The organism is Cellulomonas sp. URHE0023 (assembly GCF_000688475.1).
GTDB lineage: Bacteria > Actinomycetota > Actinomycetes > Actinomycetales > Cellulomonadaceae > Cellulomonas.
In genome coordinates this window covers 240,296-257,263 of the sequence record NZ_JIAN01000005.1, presented here as the reverse complement: position 1 = coordinate 257,263, position 16,968 = coordinate 240,296, and the positions used below count along the sequence as shown (strand labels likewise).

12 protein-coding genes are annotated in these 16,968 nt (G+C 70.7%); 4 read left to right on the top strand and 8 right to left on the bottom strand.

Annotation, left to right across the window (positions count from 1 at the left end; translation table 11 throughout):
• Nucleotides 1–81: 81 nt before the first annotated feature.
• Nucleotides 82–564, top strand: coding sequence for an Lrp/AsnC family transcriptional regulator (locus N553_RS0101155; RefSeq protein WP_028045007.1), 483 nt, complete (start codon nt 82–84; stop codon nt 562–564).
• A gap of 26 nt (nt 565–590) precedes the next feature.
• On the opposite strand, the gene N553_RS0101150 is transcribed toward N553_RS0101155, so the two are convergent.
• Both N553_RS0101150 and N553_RS0101145 read right to left on the bottom strand, forming a co-directional pair.
• Nucleotides 591–2,162 (bottom strand): UDP-N-acetylglucosamine 1-carboxyvinyltransferase, encoded by a 1,572-nt coding sequence (locus tag N553_RS0101150; RefSeq protein WP_197029878.1) that lies wholly within the window; start codon nt 2,160–2,162, stop codon nt 591–593.
• Between the two features lie 110 nt (nt 2,163–2,272).
• Nucleotides 2,273–2,992: an exonuclease domain-containing protein gene (locus N553_RS0101145; RefSeq protein WP_028045005.1), complete on the bottom strand. Its 720-nt coding sequence runs from the start codon at nt 2,990–2,992 to the stop codon at nt 2,273–2,275.
• A 134-nt stretch (nt 2,993–3,126) separates the two neighbouring features.
• Between N553_RS0101145 and N553_RS0101140 the strand changes: the two genes are divergently transcribed.
• Both N553_RS0101140 and N553_RS0101135 read left to right on the top strand, forming a co-directional pair.
• The gene (locus N553_RS0101140) at nt 3,127–4,251 is read left to right on the top strand and encodes a GuaB3 family IMP dehydrogenase-related protein (RefSeq protein ID WP_028045004.1); all 1,125 of its coding nucleotides are present in this window, start codon (nt 3,127–3,129) and stop codon (nt 4,249–4,251) included.
• Nucleotides 4,252–4,356: 105 nt separating this feature from the next.
• On the top strand, nt 4,357–5,985 hold the full coding sequence (locus N553_RS0101135) for a succinic semialdehyde dehydrogenase (protein WP_028045003.1): 1,629 nt from the start codon (nt 4,357–4,359) through the stop codon (nt 5,983–5,985).
• A gap of 3 nt (nt 5,986–5,988) precedes the next feature.
• Here the strand turns inward: N553_RS0101135 and N553_RS20525 are convergent, their stop codons facing one another.
• Genes N553_RS20525 through N553_RS0101120 form a run of 3 tightly spaced genes read right to left on the bottom strand, consistent with a single transcriptional unit; the run spans nt 5,989 to nt 11,765 of the window.
• Nucleotides 5,989–7,209, bottom strand: a complete 1,221-nt coding sequence (locus N553_RS20525) for an acetate/propionate family kinase (protein ID WP_051639735.1) — start codon at nt 7,207–7,209, stop codon at nt 5,989–5,991.
• On the bottom strand, nt 7,206–9,263 hold the full coding sequence (gene pta, locus N553_RS0101125; protein WP_028045002.1) for a phosphate acetyltransferase: 2,058 nt from the start codon (nt 9,261–9,263) through the stop codon (nt 7,206–7,208). Before pta ends, N553_RS20525 begins: the two co-directional genes overlap by 4 nt.
• 33 nt (nt 9,264–9,296) lie before the next feature.
• Nucleotides 9,297–11,765: a phosphoketolase gene (locus N553_RS0101120; protein ID WP_028045001.1), complete on the bottom strand. Its 2,469-nt coding sequence runs from the start codon at nt 11,763–11,765 to the stop codon at nt 9,297–9,299.
• A gap of 267 nt (nt 11,766–12,032) precedes the next feature.
• Here N553_RS0101120 and N553_RS20520 point away from each other — a divergent pair, with 267 nt between their 5' ends.
• Nucleotides 12,033–12,968: an SURF1 family protein gene (locus tag N553_RS20520; protein WP_231505130.1), complete on the top strand. Its 936-nt coding sequence runs from the start codon at nt 12,033–12,035 to the stop codon at nt 12,966–12,968.
• 109 nt (nt 12,969–13,077) lie between these two features.
• On the opposite strand, the gene arfB is transcribed toward N553_RS20520, so the two are convergent.
• The 3 genes from arfB to N553_RS20515 are packed head-to-tail and all read right to left on the bottom strand — an operon-like array spanning nt 13,078 to nt 16,960.
• Nucleotides 13,078–13,497 carry an alternative ribosome rescue aminoacyl-tRNA hydrolase ArfB gene (arfB, locus tag N553_RS0101110; protein ID WP_034620946.1) on the bottom strand — a complete coding sequence of 140 codons (420 nt, stop codon included), beginning with the start codon at nt 13,495–13,497 and terminating at the stop codon, nt 13,078–13,080.
• On the bottom strand, nt 13,497–15,230 hold the full coding sequence (locus N553_RS0101105) for an ABC transporter ATP-binding protein (RefSeq protein ID WP_028044999.1): 1,734 nt from the start codon (nt 15,228–15,230) through the stop codon (nt 13,497–13,499). The genes arfB and N553_RS0101105 overlap by 1 nt, the downstream gene beginning before the upstream one ends.
• Nucleotides 15,227–16,960, bottom strand: a complete 1,734-nt coding sequence (locus N553_RS20515; protein WP_034620446.1) for an ABC transporter ATP-binding protein — start codon at nt 16,958–16,960, stop codon at nt 15,227–15,229. The genes N553_RS0101105 and N553_RS20515 overlap by 4 nt, the downstream gene beginning before the upstream one ends.
• Nucleotides 16,961–16,968: the final 8 nt, after the last annotated feature.

The following is a 16,968-nucleotide window of genomic DNA, read 5'->3' as shown; positions in this document are numbered from 1 at the left end:
ATCCGCTGTTCCGCGAGAAGGCTATGCAGAGATGCGATCCACGACCAAGCGATTCGTATGACATACGGCTAGGATGGGCAAATGGCGGCGCTCGACGAACTTGATACGGCGATCCTGCGGGAGCTCCAGGTGGATGCACGGCGGACCAACCGGGACATCGCTGCTGCGGTGGGTGTCTCACCGACCACCGCCCTGGACCGCACGCGGTCGCTGCGCGAGCGGGGCGTGATCCGCGGTGCGGTGCTGGACGTCGACCTGGCGCAGATCGGTCGGCCCGTGCAGGCGATGATCGCCCTGCGGATCCGGCCGCCGACACGGCAGAACATCGAACGGTTCCGCACCTGGGCCGCGGCGCTGCCCGAGGTCGTCGGCGTGTTCGTCACGAGCGGCACCGAGGACTTCGTGCTGCACGTCGCCGTGGCCGACAACGAGCGTCTGTACGCGTTCGTGATCGACCGGCTCACCGAACGACCGGAGATCGCGGACGTCCGGACGTCGATCGTGTTCGAGCACCTGCGCAGCGCGCGGATCGAACCGGTCGCGCCCCGACGGGCCTCCCGCTAGTCGCGGAAGCCCCGACGGGCCTCCCGCTAGTCGCGGAAGGTCTCGATGCGTGCTCCGAGCTCGACCAGGCGGTCCTGCAGCTGCTCGTAGCCACGGGCGATGATGTCGACGTCACGGAGCACGGACGTGCCCTTCGCGGCGAGCATCGCGAGCAGGATGACGACGGCGGGACGAAGCGCGGGCGGGCACGAGACCTCCGTGCCCGACCAGTGCGTCGGTCCGCTGACCTGCAGGCGGTGCGCGTCGAGCAGCCGCACGTCCGCACCCAGCCGGGTGAGGTCGGTCAGGTGGATGGCGCGGCCCTCGTAGACCCAGTCGTGGATCAGGGTGGTGCCGGTCGCACAGGCCGCGATCGCCGCGAAGAACGGCAGGTTGTCGATGTTCAGGCCCGGGAACGGCATCGGGTGGATCTTGTCGATCGGCGCGCGCAGCTCGCTGGGGTACACGGTCACGTCGACCAGGCGGGTGCGGCCGTTCTGGGCGCTGTACTCGTCGGACGTCGAGAAGTGCAGGCCCATCTCCGCGAGCGTGGCGAGCTCGATCTCCATGAACTCGATCGGCACGCGGCCGACCGTGATCTGCGACGCCGTGACGATGCCGGCGGTGAGCAGGCTCATCGCCTCGACCGGGTCCTCCGAGACGGCGTACTCGACGTCCGCGTCGATGCTGGCCACCCCGTGCACGCGCAGGGTCGTGGTGCCGATGCCGTCGATCCGCACCCCGAGGAGCTCGAGGTAGAAGCACAGGTCCTGGACCATGTAGTTGGGGCTCGCGTTCCGGATGGTCGTGACACCCGTACGGCGCGCGGCGGCCATGATGACGTTCTCGGTGACCGTGTCGCCGCGCTCGGTCAGCACCACGGACAGGTCCTGCGTCGCCGACCGCTCGACGAGCGCGTGGTAGTCGCCCGCCGTGGCGGTGACCTCCAGACCGAACGGGCGCAGTCCGATCAGGTGCGGCTCGACGGTGCGCGTGCCGAGGTCGCAGCCACCCGCGTAGGGCAGGCGGAACTCGTCCTGCTGGCCGAGCAGCGGCCCGAGGAACATGATGATCGACCGCGTGCGGCGTGCGGCGTCCACGTCGATGGACTCGAGCCGCAGCTGCTCGGGGACGACGATCTCGAGGTCGCGACCGTCAGCCGACCAGACAGCCTTCACGCCGATGGACCGGAGCACCTCGACGATGCGGTCGACCTCGACGATGCGGGCGACGTTGCGCAACCGCGTGGTCCCGCGGTTGAGCAGCGACGCGCACAGCAGGGCGACGGCGCCGTTCTTGCTGGTGTTGACGTCGATCCGGCCGCTGAGCGTCTGGCCGCCCTGGACGCGCAGGTGGGTGCGCTGCGGGCCGCCGAGCGTGACGATGGGGGAGTCGAGCGCCCCGCCGATCCTGGTCAGCATCTCGAGGCTGACGTTCTGCGCGCCCTGCTCGATGCGGTGGATCGCGGACTGGCTCGTGCCCAGACGCTCCGCCAGCTGGGCCTGCGTGAGCCCTCGGTGCTGCCGGGCCGAGCGGACCAGGGAGCCGACGTGAGCGAGCGGGTCGGCCACCATCGGCAGCTGGCCGGTGCTGAGCGGGACCGTGGTAGTCGTCGTCATGTGCACGACGTTAACTCATGGATGAGATATTGCCACCTCGCGAGGTCCCGAGTTTCCGCTCCATACGGGTCATTCAGGCCGTGCGCAACTCAAGCGCGATATGACGCGTCTCACCAGAGCGTGCCGACCGGCTCCCGCGTGGGCCAGACGTCCGAGACGCCCGGGCCGTCCAACCCCTGCTCGAGCCGCCAGGCGTTGAACCCTTCGGCCCACGCCTGGTGCGCGGTCGACTGGTACTCGTGGAGCGTGTCGAGGTCCAGCGAGGCCAGGTGCGGGAAGCGTCCGACGATCCGCTCCAGCACGTCCAGCGTCGCGACGACGTCGACGTCGGCGGTGTGCAGCGCGCCGGACTCGACGACCTCGTAGAAGCCGCACAGGTCGACCAGCTTGCGCTTGCCGCGTCGCAGCCCGTCCTCCGCACGGTCCAGGACGAGCGGGTCGATCACCGGACGGGCCTCGTTGTAGAGCCGCTCGGGGATCGTCCGGAGCTTGTGCCGACGGAGCTCGGCGTCGAGCAGGCACAGGTCGAACGTCGCGTTGTAGGCCACCACCGGGACACCGTCGCGGAACGCCTGTGCGAGCTCGGCTGCGATCTCCTCGAGCGCCTGCTTCGGCTTGGCGCCGTGCGTGCGCGCATGCTCGGTGCTGACACCGTGGATGGCGGCGGCCGCCTCCGGGATGTCGACGCCCGGGTTGATGAGCCAGCTGTGGACGTGCGTTCCGGTGTGGTCCCGCCGGACCAGTGCGGCGGTCACGATGCGGTCGTTGTCGACATCGACGCCCGTGGTCTCCGTGTCGAAGCCCAGGAGCGGCCCGTCCGCCCAGCTCATCCGTGCCTTCTCATCCGTGCGTCTCCCTCAGGTGCGGTCTGCTGCCAGGATCGCACCGGGGTCCGACACGGCACGGTAGGCCGACCGCGTGGCGTCCGATCTCGACGAACTCCCCGCGCCGGTAGCCTTGCCCGGTGAGCAACGACATCGAGATCGGCCGCGGAAAGCGCGGGCGCCGCGCCTACTCCTTCGACGACATCGCGGTCGTCCCGTCGCGACGGACCCGCGACCCGGAGGAGGTCTCGGTCGGCTGGCAGATCGACGCCTACCACTTCGACCTCCCGGTCGTCGCCGCTCCCATGGACTCGGTCATGAGCCCGGCGACGGCCGTCGCGCTGGGCCAGGCGGGCGGTCTCGGCGTCCTCGATCTCGAAGGCCTGTGGACTCGGTACGAGGACCCGACGCCGCTGCTCGAGGAGATCGCGACGTTCGACGCGGCAGGCGCCACCGCGCGGATGCAGGAGATCTACGCGGCCCCCATCCAGCCCGAGCTCATCACGGCCCGTCTCAAGGAGGTACGCGCGGCTGGCGTCACCGTCGCGGGCGCCCTCTCACCGCAGCGCACCAACGAGTTCTGGCGGACGGTCGTCGACGCCGGCGTCGACCTCTTCGTCATCCGGGGCACCACGGTGTCCGCCGAGCACGTGTCGGGGCGCGCCGAACCCCTGAACCTGAAGCGGTTCATCTACGAGCTCGACGTCCCCGTGATCGTCGGTGGCGCGTCGACCTACACGGCCGCTCTGCACCTCATGCGGACCGGTGCGGCGGGTGTGCTCGTCGGGTTCGGTGGGGGCGCCGCGCACACCACGCGACTCTCGCTCGGCATCCACGCGCCCATGGCGTCGGCGGTCGCCGACGTCGCCGCTGCACGTCGGGACTACCTGGACGAGTCCGGCGGTCGGTACGTGCACGTCATCGCCGACGGCGGTGTCGGTCGTTCCGGAGACCTGGTCAAGGCGGTCGCGTGCGGGGCGGACGCCGTCATGCTCGGCGCAGCACTCGCCCGCGCCACCGAGGCGCCCGGCCAGGGATGGCACTGGGGTCCCGAGGCACACCACCCGCAGCTCCCGCGCGGCGAGCGCGTGGAGGTGGGCACAGCCGGGTCTCTCGAGCAGATCCTGTTCGGGCCGGGCCACACGGCCGACGGCACGCTCAACCTGATCGGCGCGCTGCGCCGTGCCATGGCCACGACGGGCTACTCCGACCTCAAGGAGTTCCAGCGCGTCGAGGTCGTCGTCAGCCCGTACCAGCCGCACTGAGACGTCCTGACCTCGCCGTGGTCGGCACGCTGCACGGCGACGCGCGTCAGACCTCGGGCGTGTAGGGCGCGAAGATCCCGGGAGGCCGCGCGTACCCTCGCGGGTATGGCGCACGACCCCGGACACACCGAGCTCCACGACCCCGAGACCGACCCGCTCGCGACGTACGTCCTCGAACCGGACGACATCCGCACGCTCCTGCGACGGGTCGTCGCGTCGCCGGGTGCCGCGACCTACACGTCGCACGCCCCGTTCACTGGGGGCCCGATCGCCGCGATCCCGCTGTCGACGCCGGCCGACGTCGCCCGTGCCGCACGTACGGCCCGCTCCGCCCAGCGGCTGTGGGCAGCGCGCCCGCTGAAGGACCGGACCGCGGTGCTCTCCCGGGTGCACGATCTCATCCTCGAACGCCAGAGCGACGTCCTCGACCTCATCCAGCTCGAGTCCGGCAAGGCGCGCGTGTCGGCCTTCGAGGAGATCGCCGACATCGCCAACATCGCCCGGCACTACTCGTTGCGGGCCGGTCGCTATCTCGCACCACGGCGGGTCGCCGGCATCATCCCGGGCCTGACGACGACACGCGTGCTGCGCCACCCGGTCGGCGTCGTCGGCATCGTCGCCCCCTGGAACTTCCCGCTGACCCTCACGCTCGGTGACGTGCTGCCCGCGCTCGTCGCCGGCAACGCCGTGATCCTGCGACCGGATCCGCAGACGTCGCTGACGTCCCTGTGGACCGTGGAGCTGCTGGAAGAGGCGGGCGTGCCCGACGGTCTGTTCCAGGTGGTCGTCGGGGACGGCTCGATCGGCGCGGCCGTGACCGAGCACGTCGACCACCTGAGCTTCACGGGCTCCACGCGCACCGGGCGGATCGTCGCCGCACAGGCGGGTTCGCTCCTCGTCCCGGCCACCCTGGAGCTCGGCGGCAAGAACCCGATGTACGTCGCGCCGGACGTGGACGTCGAGGTCGCGGCCGAGGGGGCGGTCCGCGCGTGCTTCGTCGGCACCGGCCAGGTGTGCGTCAGCATCGAGCGCATCTACGTCCACCAGGACGTCGCCGACGAGTTCACGGCCGCGTTCGTGCGGCGAACCCGCGAGCTGCGCCTCGGCTCCGGCCTCGACTACCGCTCGGACGTCGGTTCGCTGGCGTCGGCCGCCCAGCTGGCGACCGTCGTCGAGCACGTCGAGGACGCGGTCGGGCACGGTGCGAACGTGCTGGCGGGCGGACTGCATCGGAGCGACCTCGGTCCGTGGTTCTACGAGCCGACGATCCTGGCCGACGTGCCGGACGCGGCGCGCCTGGCCCGCGAGGAGACGTTCGGCCCGGTGGTCGCGGTCTACCGCGTCGCGTCGGACGACGAGGCGGTCGCCGCCATGAACGACACCGAGTTCGGCCTGAACGCGAGCATCTGGACGGCGGACACTCGACGGGGCGCCGCCCTGGCCGCACGCGTCCGGTCCGGTTCCGTGAACGTCAACGAGGCCTACGTGGCCACATGGGGTTCCGTCGGGGCGCCGCAGGGTGGCGTCGGTGCGTCCGGCATGGGCTCGCGGCACGGTCGCGAAGGCCTCTGGGCGACCACCCGCACGCAGACGATCGCGGTCCAGCACGGGGTCCACGGCGTGCTCGGCGGACCGGGCGTCGGCCTGCACCGGATGTTCGACCTGGGCACCGAGACGTGGCCACGTGTGTACACCGGGGCGCTGCGCCTGATGAAGACGCTGCGCCTGCCGTAGGAGCTAGGCGTGGCCGAGGTCGGCCGCGTCGTCCACGACGCCGATGAGGTCGACCGCCTGCTGGGCGATCGCGAGCTCCTCGTTGGTGGGCACGACCATGACGGTCGTCGTCGCCCACTCCGGCGAGATCACGCGTGGCTCGCGGATGCGGCCCTCGTTCTTCTCGAGGTCCACGGCGATGCCCAGCGACTCCAGGTCGGCCAGCGCGCGGGCGCGGACGATGTCGTCGTTCTCCCCGACGCCCGCCGTGAACACGACGACGTCGACCCTGCCGAGCACAGCGAAGTAGGCGCCGATGTACTTGCGCAGGCGGTGCAGGTAGACGTCGAGCGCGAGCGACGCCTCGGCGTCGCCGGCCGCGACGAGGTCGTGCAGGGTGCGGAAGTCGTTCTCGCCCGAGAGGCCCTTCAGGCCTGAGCGCCGGTTGAGCAGGTCGTCGATCTCGTCGACGCTCATGCCCGCGTTGCGTTGCAGGTGGATGAGGACGGCGGGGTCGATGTCGCCGGACCTCGTGCCCATGACCAGACCCTCCAGAGGCGTCAGGCCCATGGACGTCTCGACCGCGACGCCTCCCCGCACGGCGGACGCGGACGCGCCGTTGCCCAGGTGCAGCACGATCTGGTTGAGGTCCTGCGGCCGGCGCCCGAGGATCTGGGCCACCTGCTGGGAGACGAACTGGTGCGACGTCCCGTGGAAGCCGTACCGGCGGATCCCGTGCTCGCGGGCGACCTCTGCGTCGATCGCGTAGGTCGCCGCCGCCTCCGGGAGCGTGCGGAAGAACGCGGTGTCGAACACGACCACGTGCGGCACGTCGGGCAGCAGCTCGCGCGCGACCCGGATGCCTGTGATGTTCGGGGGGTTGTGCAGCGGCGCGAGGGGAGACAGCGCGTCGATCTGTGCGATGACCTCGTCCGTGACGATCGCCGGACCGTCGAACACCGACCCGCCGTGCACCACCCGGTGCCCGACCGCGGCGATGCCCACCTCCTGCAGGTCGGGGCCCAGCTCACGGAACAGGTCCAGGACGGCCCGCAGCCCCACGCCGTGGTCGGCGATCGGGTCGGTGCGCGACGTCGTCGTGCCCGCGAACGAGTGCTTGATCGACCCGGCGGCCTCGCCGATCCGTTCGACGATCCCGGAGGCGAGCGCTTCGCCTCCGACCGTGTCGACAAGCTGGTACTTGATCGACGACGAGCCGGAGTTGATGACGAGAACGGTGCTCACGACTGCCCCTGTGCCTGGATCGCCGTGATGGCGACCGTGTTGATGATGTCCGAGACGAGCGCACCACGCGAGAGGTCGTTGACCGGTGCGCGCAGCCCTTGCAGCACAGGGCCGATGGCGACGGCGCCCGCCGAACGCTGCACGGCCTTGTACGTGTTGTTGCCGGTGTTCAGGTCGGGGAAGACGAACACGGTCGCCCGACCGGCCACGGCGGAGTCGGGCAACTTGGTCTGCGCGACGCTGGCGTCCACTGCGGCGTCGTACTGGATCGGGCCCTCGACGGACAGGTCCGGTCGCCGTGCTCGGACCAGAGCGGTCGCCTCGCGGACCTTCTCCACGTCGGCACCCGAGCCGGACTCGCCGGTCGAGTAGGACAGCATCGCGATGCGCGGCTCGATGCCGAACTGGGCGGCGGTACCGGCCGACGAGATCGCGATGTCGGCGAGCTGCTCGGCGGTCGGGTCGGGGATCACCGCGCAGTCGGCGTAGACCAGGACCCGGTCCTCGAGGCACATCAGGAAGCAGCTCGACACGTTGGAGACGCCGGGCGACGTCTTGATGATCTCGAAGGACGGCTTGATGGTGTGCGCGGTCGTGTGGGCGGCACCCGAGACCATGCCGTCCGCGAGCCCGAGCTTGACCATCATGGTGCCGAAGTACGAGACCGACGAGACGATCTCGCGCGCACGCTCGACCGTCATGCCCTTGTGCTTGCGCATCTCGGTGTACTCGACCGCGAAGCGCTCGAGCAGCACGGGGTCGTGCGCGCTCACCACCGCGGCGTCCTCGAGGTCGAGGCCGAGCTCGGTGGCACGTGCACGGATGGTCGGCTCGTCGCCGAGGATCGTGATCTGTGCGACGCCGCGCTGCAGAAGGGTCGAGGCAGCACGCAGGACACGGTCGTCGTCCCCCTCGGGGAGCACGACGTGCTTCCGGTCGGCTCGGGCCCGGGCCAGCAGCGCGTACTCGAACATGAGCGGCGTGACGACCTCAGGCCGTTCGACGTCGAGCGCGGCCAGCAGGGCTGCGCCGTCGACGTGCTGCTCGAAGAGGGACAGCGCCGTGTCGACCTTGCGCTGCGAGTGGCCGCTCAGGTGTCCGTGCGTGTCACCGACCGCGCTCGCGGACCTGAACGTGCCGAGGTTCGTGCTGATGATCGGCAGCTTGGTCCCGAGGCCCTCGATCAGCCGCATCACCGACGGCGAGGGAAGGAACCCGCCGTTGAGGATGATCCCGGCGAGCGACGCGAAGCCCTCCGCCTGGTGCGCCATGAGCAGACCCAGCAGCACGTCCGAGCGGTCGCCGGGCGTGATGACGACGGATCCGTCGGCCAGCCGGTCGATGAGGTGCTCGATCGACATGGCGCCCACCATCACGTCGAGCACCTCGCGGGAGAGCAGCGCCTCGTCGCCGGCGATCACGCGACCGCTGACGGCGTCGGTCAGCTGTCGCATCGTGGGCGCCGTGAGCAAGGAGTTCTCGGGGATCGCCCAGCCGGCCTTGATCTTGAGCGCCTCGCGGATGGCGTCGAGATCGCGTCCGCTGCAGCGGTTCGCGATGACCGAGACCACCTGTGCGTAGTTCGCCTCCATCTCGGTCACCACGACGTCCGCGACCTGGGCGATCTCGGACGGCGAGCGGCCGGCCCCGTTGACGACGAGGACGACAGGGGCGCCGAGGTTGGCGGCGATCCGCGCGTTGTACGCGAGCTCGGTCGGACCTGCGACGTCGGTGTAGTCGGTGCCGACGACCACGACGACATCGCAGCGCCGCTCGACGTCGTGGTAGCGCGACACGATCTGGGAGAGCGCAGCCTCCGGGTCCTGACGGACCTGCTCGTACGTCACACCGATGCACTCGTCGTAGCTGAGATCCACACCGTCCCGCTGCAGCAGGAGCTCGAGGACGAAGTCGCGGACCGCGGTCGAGCGGGCGATCGGGCGGAACACGCCGACCCTCTGCACGGTGCGCGTGAGGAGGTCGACCAGCCCGAGGGCGACCACAGACTTGCCGGTGTCGCCCTCGGGTGAGGTCACGTAGATGGTGCGTGCCACGGAACAGGTCTCCTGACCTAGGTGTCGGCCAGGTTATTCGTTGTCGCCGCCGGTCGAGATCGTCGCGGCGACCTCGCCCTCGGCGGCGGCGTCCCCGGCATCGGGCCATACCCAGTCGCGCACCTCGGGAAGGTCGTCTCCGTGCTGGCGGGTGTACTCGCGTGCCCGGAGGCGCTCGTCGACCATCCGCTGCCGCAGGCCCGCCTGGGCGGTGCGCAGCGAGGGGACGTTGTCGATGACGTCGATCACGAGGTGGAACCGGTCGAGGTCGTTGAGCATGACCATGTCGAACGGTGTGGTCGTGGTCCCCTCCTCCTTGTAGCCGCGCACGTGGATGTTGGTGTGGCCCGCGCGTCGGTAGGTCAGGCGGTGGATGAGCCATGGGTAGCCGTGGTACGCGAAGATCACCGGGCGATCGTGGGTGAAGAGCCCGTCGAACTGCGCGTCCGAGAGCCCGTGCGGGTGCTCCCGCTCGTCCTGCAGCCGCATGAGGTCCACGACGTTGATCACCCGGACCTTGAGGTCGGGCAGCTCGCGTCGCAGGATGTCCGCTGCCGCCAGGACCTCGAGCGTCGGGACGTCACCCGCGCACCCCAGCACGACGTCGGGCATCTCGCCGGGAACCTCGGAACCCGCCCAGTCCCAGATGCCGAGGCCACGCGTGCAGTGCGCGACAGCCTGGTCCATGGTCAGGAAGTTCGGTGCCGGCTGCTTGCCGGTGACGACGACGTTGACGTACTGCCTGCTGCGCAGGCAGTGGTCGTAGGTGGAGAGCAGGGTGTTCGCGTCCGGCGGGAAGTAGACCCGGACGACCTCGGCCTTCTTGTTGACCACGTGGTCGACGAACCCCGGGTCCTGGTGGCTGAAGCCGTTGTGGTCCTGGCGCCAGACGTGGCTGGACAGCAGGTAGTTGAGGCTGGCGATCGGCCGCCGCCACGGGATCTCGTCGGACACCTTGAGCCACTTGGCGTGCTGGTTGAACATCGAGTCGATGATGTGGATGAACGCCTCGTAGCAGTTGAACAGCCCGTGCCGACCGGTCAGCAGGTAGCCCTCGAGCCAGCCCTGGCACTGGTGCTCGCTGAGCATCTCCATGACCCGCCCGGCGCGGGCGAGGTGCTCGTCCACGTCCGGACCGTAGAAGTCGGCGTTCCACTGCTTGTCCGTCGTCGAGAACACGGACTGCAGACGGTTCGACGCGGTCTCGTCGGGGCCGAAGATCCGGAAGTTGTCCGGGTTCTGCTTGATGACGTCGGTCAGCCAGTCGCCGAGCACTCGTGGGGCTTCGCTGAACGAGCCGCCCGGTGTGGGCACGTCCACCGCGTAGTCGCGGAAGTCCGGCAGGCGCAGGTCCTTGAGCAGCAGGCCGCCGTTCGCGTGCGGGTTGGCGCTCATCCGCAGGTCTCCCTCAGGGGCGAGCGCCCGGATGTCCGCGTGAAGCGCGCCGTTCTCGTCGAACAGCTCGTCGACGCCGTAGCTCTCGAGCCAGTCCTTGAGGACCTCGAGGTGTTCGGGGGTGTCCCGCGCGCTGGCCAGCGGCACCTGGTGCGCGCGCCACGAGCCGGTCGTCTTCTTGCCGTCGATGTAGTCCGGCCCGGTCCAGCCCTTGGGGGTGCGGAACACGATCATCGGCCACATCGGGCGCTGCTCGCTGCTGCTCGCCTTGATGTCGGCGATCTCGTCCAGGACCTCGTCGAGGATCGTCGCGAACCGGGCGTGGATGCTCTCCGCCGACTCCTCGTCGAACCCCGCCACGAAGACGTGCGGCTTGTGCCCGTACCCGACCATGAGCGCGTTCAGCTCCTCGTCGCTGATGCGCGCGAGGACCGTCGGGTTCGCGATCTTGTACCCGTTGAGGTGCAGGATCGGCAGGACGACACCGTCCTTCTGGACGTTCACGAACTTGTTCGAGTGCCAGCTCGTGGCCAGCGGACCGGTCTCGGCCTCGCCGTCGCCGACGATCGTCGCGACGAGCAGGTCAGGGTTGTCGAACGCCGCGCCGTACGCGTGGCTCAGCGCGTACCCGAGCTCGCCGCCCTCGTGGATCGACCCCGGCGTCTCGGGGGCGACGTGGCTGGGGATGCCACCCGGGAAGGAGAACTGCCGGAACAGCCGGCGAAGGCCCTCAGAGTCCTCGGTGATGTCGTGGTACACCTCGGAGTACGTGCCGTCGAGGTACGCGCTCGCGACAAGGCCAGGGCCGCCGTGGCCCGGGCCGATGATGTAGATCGTCGACTGGTTGCGCTCGGCGATCGCTCGGTTCAGGTGCGCGTACAGGAAGTTCAGGCCCGGGGTGGTGCCCCAGTGGCCCAGCAGACGTGGCTTCACGTGGTCCCGGGTCAGCGGCTCACGCAGCAGGGCGTTGTCCAGCAGGTAGATCTGCCCCACCGACAGGTAGTTGGCAGCACGCCACCACTTGTCGATCCGCTGGAGGGTCGTGCTGTCGACCGGCTGGCCGGTGCCCCGGCGCCAGGTAGTGGCCGGTGTGGTCGTGGTGCTCATGCGCGCTCCCCGTGATCACTCGGAGCCGCGGACAGGCCCCGGTGCCACCCTCGTTGTCGGAAGACGGTGCCACATAGGGCCCTTCGGCCCGGATGCGCACCCTCGTCTTGCCATACAACCGCAGGTGAGCGCGTGGTGCACAGGGGGAGAGCGAACGTTCGTCGAACAGGTGGTGTTCGCCACAGTGTCTGCTCCCCGGGCAGGTCAGGAGCTCGGGCGGCCGTCGAGGGCTTCGGGGTGCCGACGAGCTCCGGGGTACCGTGAGACGTGACCGAGCGCGAGACATTGGACGGGGTGGCCGCGCCTGCGCGCGAGCCTGCACCGGGCCTGTCTGGCGGCGGCCCCGAGGGCGCCGTACCGCTGCCGGTCGGAGCCGGGTCGACGCCCGTGGCCCCCGCTCCCGTCCGGTCCGCGTGGGCACAGACCGAACGCCGACCGCCCACCACGATGCTTCGTGCCGCGCTGCGGCCCCGGATGCTCGTGACGCTCGTGCTGCTGCTCGCGGCAGCAGCCCTCTGCGCACGTCTGGGCGTCTGGCAGCTCGACCGTGCGCAGGTGCGGGGCGCGTCGGCAGAGGCCCGGCACACCGCCGCGCTCGTGGCCGCCGAGCCGGTCGCACTGGGCACGGTGCTCGAGCCGCAGACGTCGTTCACCGGCGCACTGGTCGGCCGCAAGGTCGCGGTGACCGGGACGTACGACGCAGACGGCCAGCTCCTGGTCCCCGGTCGCGCCCACGACGGGCAGGTCGGCTATCTCGTGCTGACCCCCCTGCGCGTGTCGACCGCAGACGCACCGGTGCTGCCGGTCGTCCGTGGATGGGTGCAATCGCCGTCGCAGGCCGACGTCCCGCCACCGGGCAGCGTGTCCGTCGTGGGGTACCTGCAGGCCTCCGAGCAGGCAGGTTCCGGAGTCGCCGACGGGCAGACGGAGGCGATCAGCTCGCCCGAGCTGCTCAACGCCTGGGGAGGGCCCATCTACACCGGCTACCTCGTCGTCGCGTCGTCAGAGCCCGAGCAGTCGTCGTCCGTCGCGCTCCTGGACCCGCCGACCAGGCCTGGTTCGGGGTTGAACATCCAGAACCTGGCGTACGCGGCCCAGTGGTGGATCTTCGGTGCCTTCGCGGTGCTGCTCTGGCTCCGGATGGTCCGCGACGAGGCTCGCGGCGCACCCGACGGGCCCGTTGCCGCGCCCGGTCCGGCCTGACGCACGCGCCCGCGCGGCCTGCGCGGCTCCAGCCGCTGCACGTCACGCGGACCGGCCCGACAACCTCCCGCACGAGGTGGCGAACCCGTCCCGATCACGTGCCGCGCGGTCACGCGTGCGGCGGACGTTGACGGAGCTGCTTGGTGGCGCGGCGCTGGCGTTCCGCCTGCGTCCGGCGCGCGCGGGACGCCTTGCTCGGGCGCGTGGCGCGGCGGACGGGACCTGGGGGAGCGAGGGCCTCGTCGAGCAGTGCGCCCACACGCACGAGTGCCGCCTCGCGGTTGCGCAGCTGCGAGCGGTACTCGGACGCCGTGACGGTCAGCACGCCGTCGCGGAGCCGCGGTCGCAGGCGCTCCAGGACGCGGTCCTGCTGGGTCGATGAGCTCCACGGGATACGTGCGAGGTCGACGGACAGCTCGACGCGTGAGTCGGTGGTGTTGACGGACTGACCGCCCGGGCCGCCGGACCGGGAGAACCTCCACGCGAGGGCGTCGTCCGGGACGACGACGCCCCCACGGAGCTCGAGCATCACTCGTGCTGCCAGGAGTGCCACAGGGCGGCGTAGTCGCCGCCCGCGGCCACGAGGTCGTCGTGCGCCCCGATCTCGACGATCCGGCCGTCATCGACGACCGCCACCCGGTCGGCGTCGTGCGCGGTGTGCAGGCGGTGCGCGATGGCGACGACGGTCCGACCTTCGAGGACGGCGGACAACGACCGTTCGAGGTGCCGAGCCGCCCGAGGGTCGAGCAGCGAGGTCGCCTCGTCCAGCACGAGCGTGTGCGGATCGAGCAGGACGAGCCGGGCCAGCGCGATCTGCTGCGCCTGAGCAGGCGTCAGCGGTGCACCGCCCGAACCGACCTCGGTGGCCAGCCCGTCGGGCATCGCCTGTACCCAGTCCCAGGCGTCGACGGCCCGCAGTGCCCGTTCGAGCGCCTCGGGGGGCGCGTCGACCTGAGCGAGCCGCAGGTTGTCCGCGACCGATCCCACGAACACGTGGTGCTCCTGGGTGACCAGTGCGACGTGCCCGCGCAGATCACGCAAGGGAAGGTCGATCAGCGGCACGCCGCCCACCGCGACCGACCCGCGGGCCGGCGGGTGGATGCCGGCGAGCATGCGTCCGAGGGTCGACTTCCCGGCGCCGGACGGGCCGACCACCGCGAGACGCTCGCCGACCGCGAGGTCGAGGTCGATCCCGTGCAGCACGTTGTGGCCCTCGCGGTACGCGTACGTGACGTCACGCGCCGCGATGGTCTCGTCGGCCGGCGTGCCGTCACGCGGCTCGCGGTCGGGGTCGACGAGCTGCACGCCGACGATCCGGGCGAGCGAGACGGCCGCCACCTGGATCTCGTCGATCCAGAAGATCAGCTCCCAGACGGGCCCTGTCACCTGGTAGCAGTACAGGACGATCGCCGTCACCGCCCCGACGGTCACCAGATCCTGCGATGCGAGGTACCCGCCCCACAGCAGCACGGCAGCGGGCGCGAGGACGAACGTCGCGTCGATGCCCGGGAAGAGGATCGTGCGCAGTCGAAGCGTGTACTTCTCGGCCGCGAACGCCTCGGCCAGGTCCGCGTCCACCCGCGCCAGCCGACGCGGACCCAACCGCAGCGCATCCACGGTGCGTGCGCCCTCGACGGACTCGGTGATGGTTCCGTTGAGCGTCGCGTACGCGGCCGACTCCCGCCGGTACCCCGGGGTCGCGCGCTTGAGGTACCAGCGGGTGACGAGCAGCAGCGAGGGCACACCGACGAACATCGCCAACGCCACCAGGGGAGCGATGACCAGGCATACGACGACGGTCAGGACGATGGTGACGACGGCGACGATCACTCGCGGCACGCCGAACCGCACCGCGTGCTGCAGCTTGTTCACGTCGTTGGTGGTGCGCGCGACGAGGTCCCCGGTCCCGGCCCGCTCCACGGTGGACAGCGGCAGAGCGGTGACCGCCTCGATGAACTCCTCACGAAGCTCGGCGAACACCTCCTCGCCGAAGACCATCGACGTGCGCTGGGCGAACCGCATGACCACGGTCTGCGTCAGCACCGCAGCCACACCCACGAGCACGAGCGTGTTGATGTAGGTGGTCGTGGTGCCGGTGGTGACGGCGTTGACCAGCAGGCCGAGGATCAGCGGACCTGCCAGACCCGCTGTCGCCGCGAGCGTGTGCAGCACGACGATGCCGATCAGAGGACGGCGGTGACGTCGCATGAGCACGGCCGCGTACGCGCGCACGGTCGCGGTGTCTGCGATGGGGAGCTTCATCGGGCCATCACCTCCTCGTCCATGAGTCGACCGACGACCGCGCGGTACGCCACGTCGTCGAGCAGGTCCTCGTGCCGTCCACGAGCCACCACGACGCCGTCCTGGAGGAACGCCACCTCGTCCACGTGGTCGAGCACGAGCGGGCTCGCGGTGACCAGGACCGTCGTGCGGCCTCGGCGTGCCTCCGTGAGCCGCACGGCGATCCGGGCCTCGGTGTGCGCGTCGACCGCGCTGGTGGGCTCGACGAGCACGAGGATCTCCGGGTCGATGAGCAGGGCACGCGCCAACGCCACGCGCTGGCGCTGGCCGCCGGACAAGGACCGCCCCTTCTCGGGCAGCTCTCCGGCCAGCCCGTCGGGCACCGAGTCGAGGACGTCGTGCGCGTCCGCCGTGGCGATGACGCGCAGCAGGTCGTCTCGCGACGCCGTCCCGCGCACGTCGAGCTCGCCGCCCAGCGGCCCCGAGAACAGCTGGGGCGTCGCTTCGGCGACCACGATCCGGGATCGCACGTCGTCCTTGTCCAGGTCGGACAGCAGGACTCCGCCGAGCCGGACCGGCGTCTCACGCTCGGCGTCGTCGTCGAACCGCCCGAGCCGGGTGGCGATCCGTGCCGACTCGTCCGGGTCGGCGCTGACCAGTGCGAGCACGCGACCGGGCTTGACCACCAGCCCGCTGACCTCGTCGACGAGTCGTACGCCCGGCTCGGGCGCGTCTGCCGCAGCCGGCGTGGCGCCCGTCGAAGGGACCACACGGAGCACCTTCACCACCTTGCCCGCACCGATGTGTGCCCTGCTCGTGGCCTGCAGCATCATCGTCGCGTTCTGCACGGGCCAGGCCAGGAACGCCGCGAAGCCGTAGGTGGAGACGAGCTGTCCAGGCGTCAGCGTGCCCGCCTGCGCCAGGTGGGCACCCATCCAGATGAGGACCACGACGAACATGCCGGGGAGGAGCACCTGCAACGCGTCGAGGACGGACTGCGTCTGCGCCACCTCCACCCCGCGTCGCCGCGTGGTCTGCGACTGCTCGCGGTAGCGGCCGGTGAACACGGACTCGCCCCCGATGCCGCGCAGGATCCGCAGGCCGGAGACGGTGTCGGCTCCGAGCGTCGTCAACCGGCCGGACGCCTCGCGCTGGGCCGCCTGCTTCCTCTGCAGCGGCTTGACCAGCAGCCCCAGGGCCGCTGCGACGGTCGGCAGGCCGAGGATCACGACGAGGCCCAGCGGCACCGAGACGCGCAGCATCAGCGCCGCGACGACGCCGTACGCGACCAGGCTTCCCAGGAAGTGCGCGGCGTGCGCGTAGACCTCGCCGATGCGCAGGGCGTCGTTGGCGACGGCGGAGACGACCTCACCGGTCGGAAGCTCGGCGGTGATCGCGTGCCCGCTGCGGGACACCGTGCGACCGACCAGCTGCGACGCCGTGAACGAGGCACGCAGCCAGTTGGCGATGTCGTACCGGTGCCCGATCGCCGAGGTCACGATGACCACCAGGCCCAGCGCGAGCAGGGTCCCGCAGGCCCGCCACAGCTCAGGCCCGAACCCGTGGCTCAGGCCGTCGTCGACGGCCCTCCCGACGATGTACGGCGTGAACGCCTGGCACGCGAACATCGTGACACCGAGCAGGACGGCGACCAGGAGAATGCCCCACTGCCTGCGCGCCAGCCACCAGAGCAACGCGGACGGCCCGCTCGTCGGCGGGGTCCCGGGGTCGGCCAGGGGGAGGGAACGCACGAGGAGCA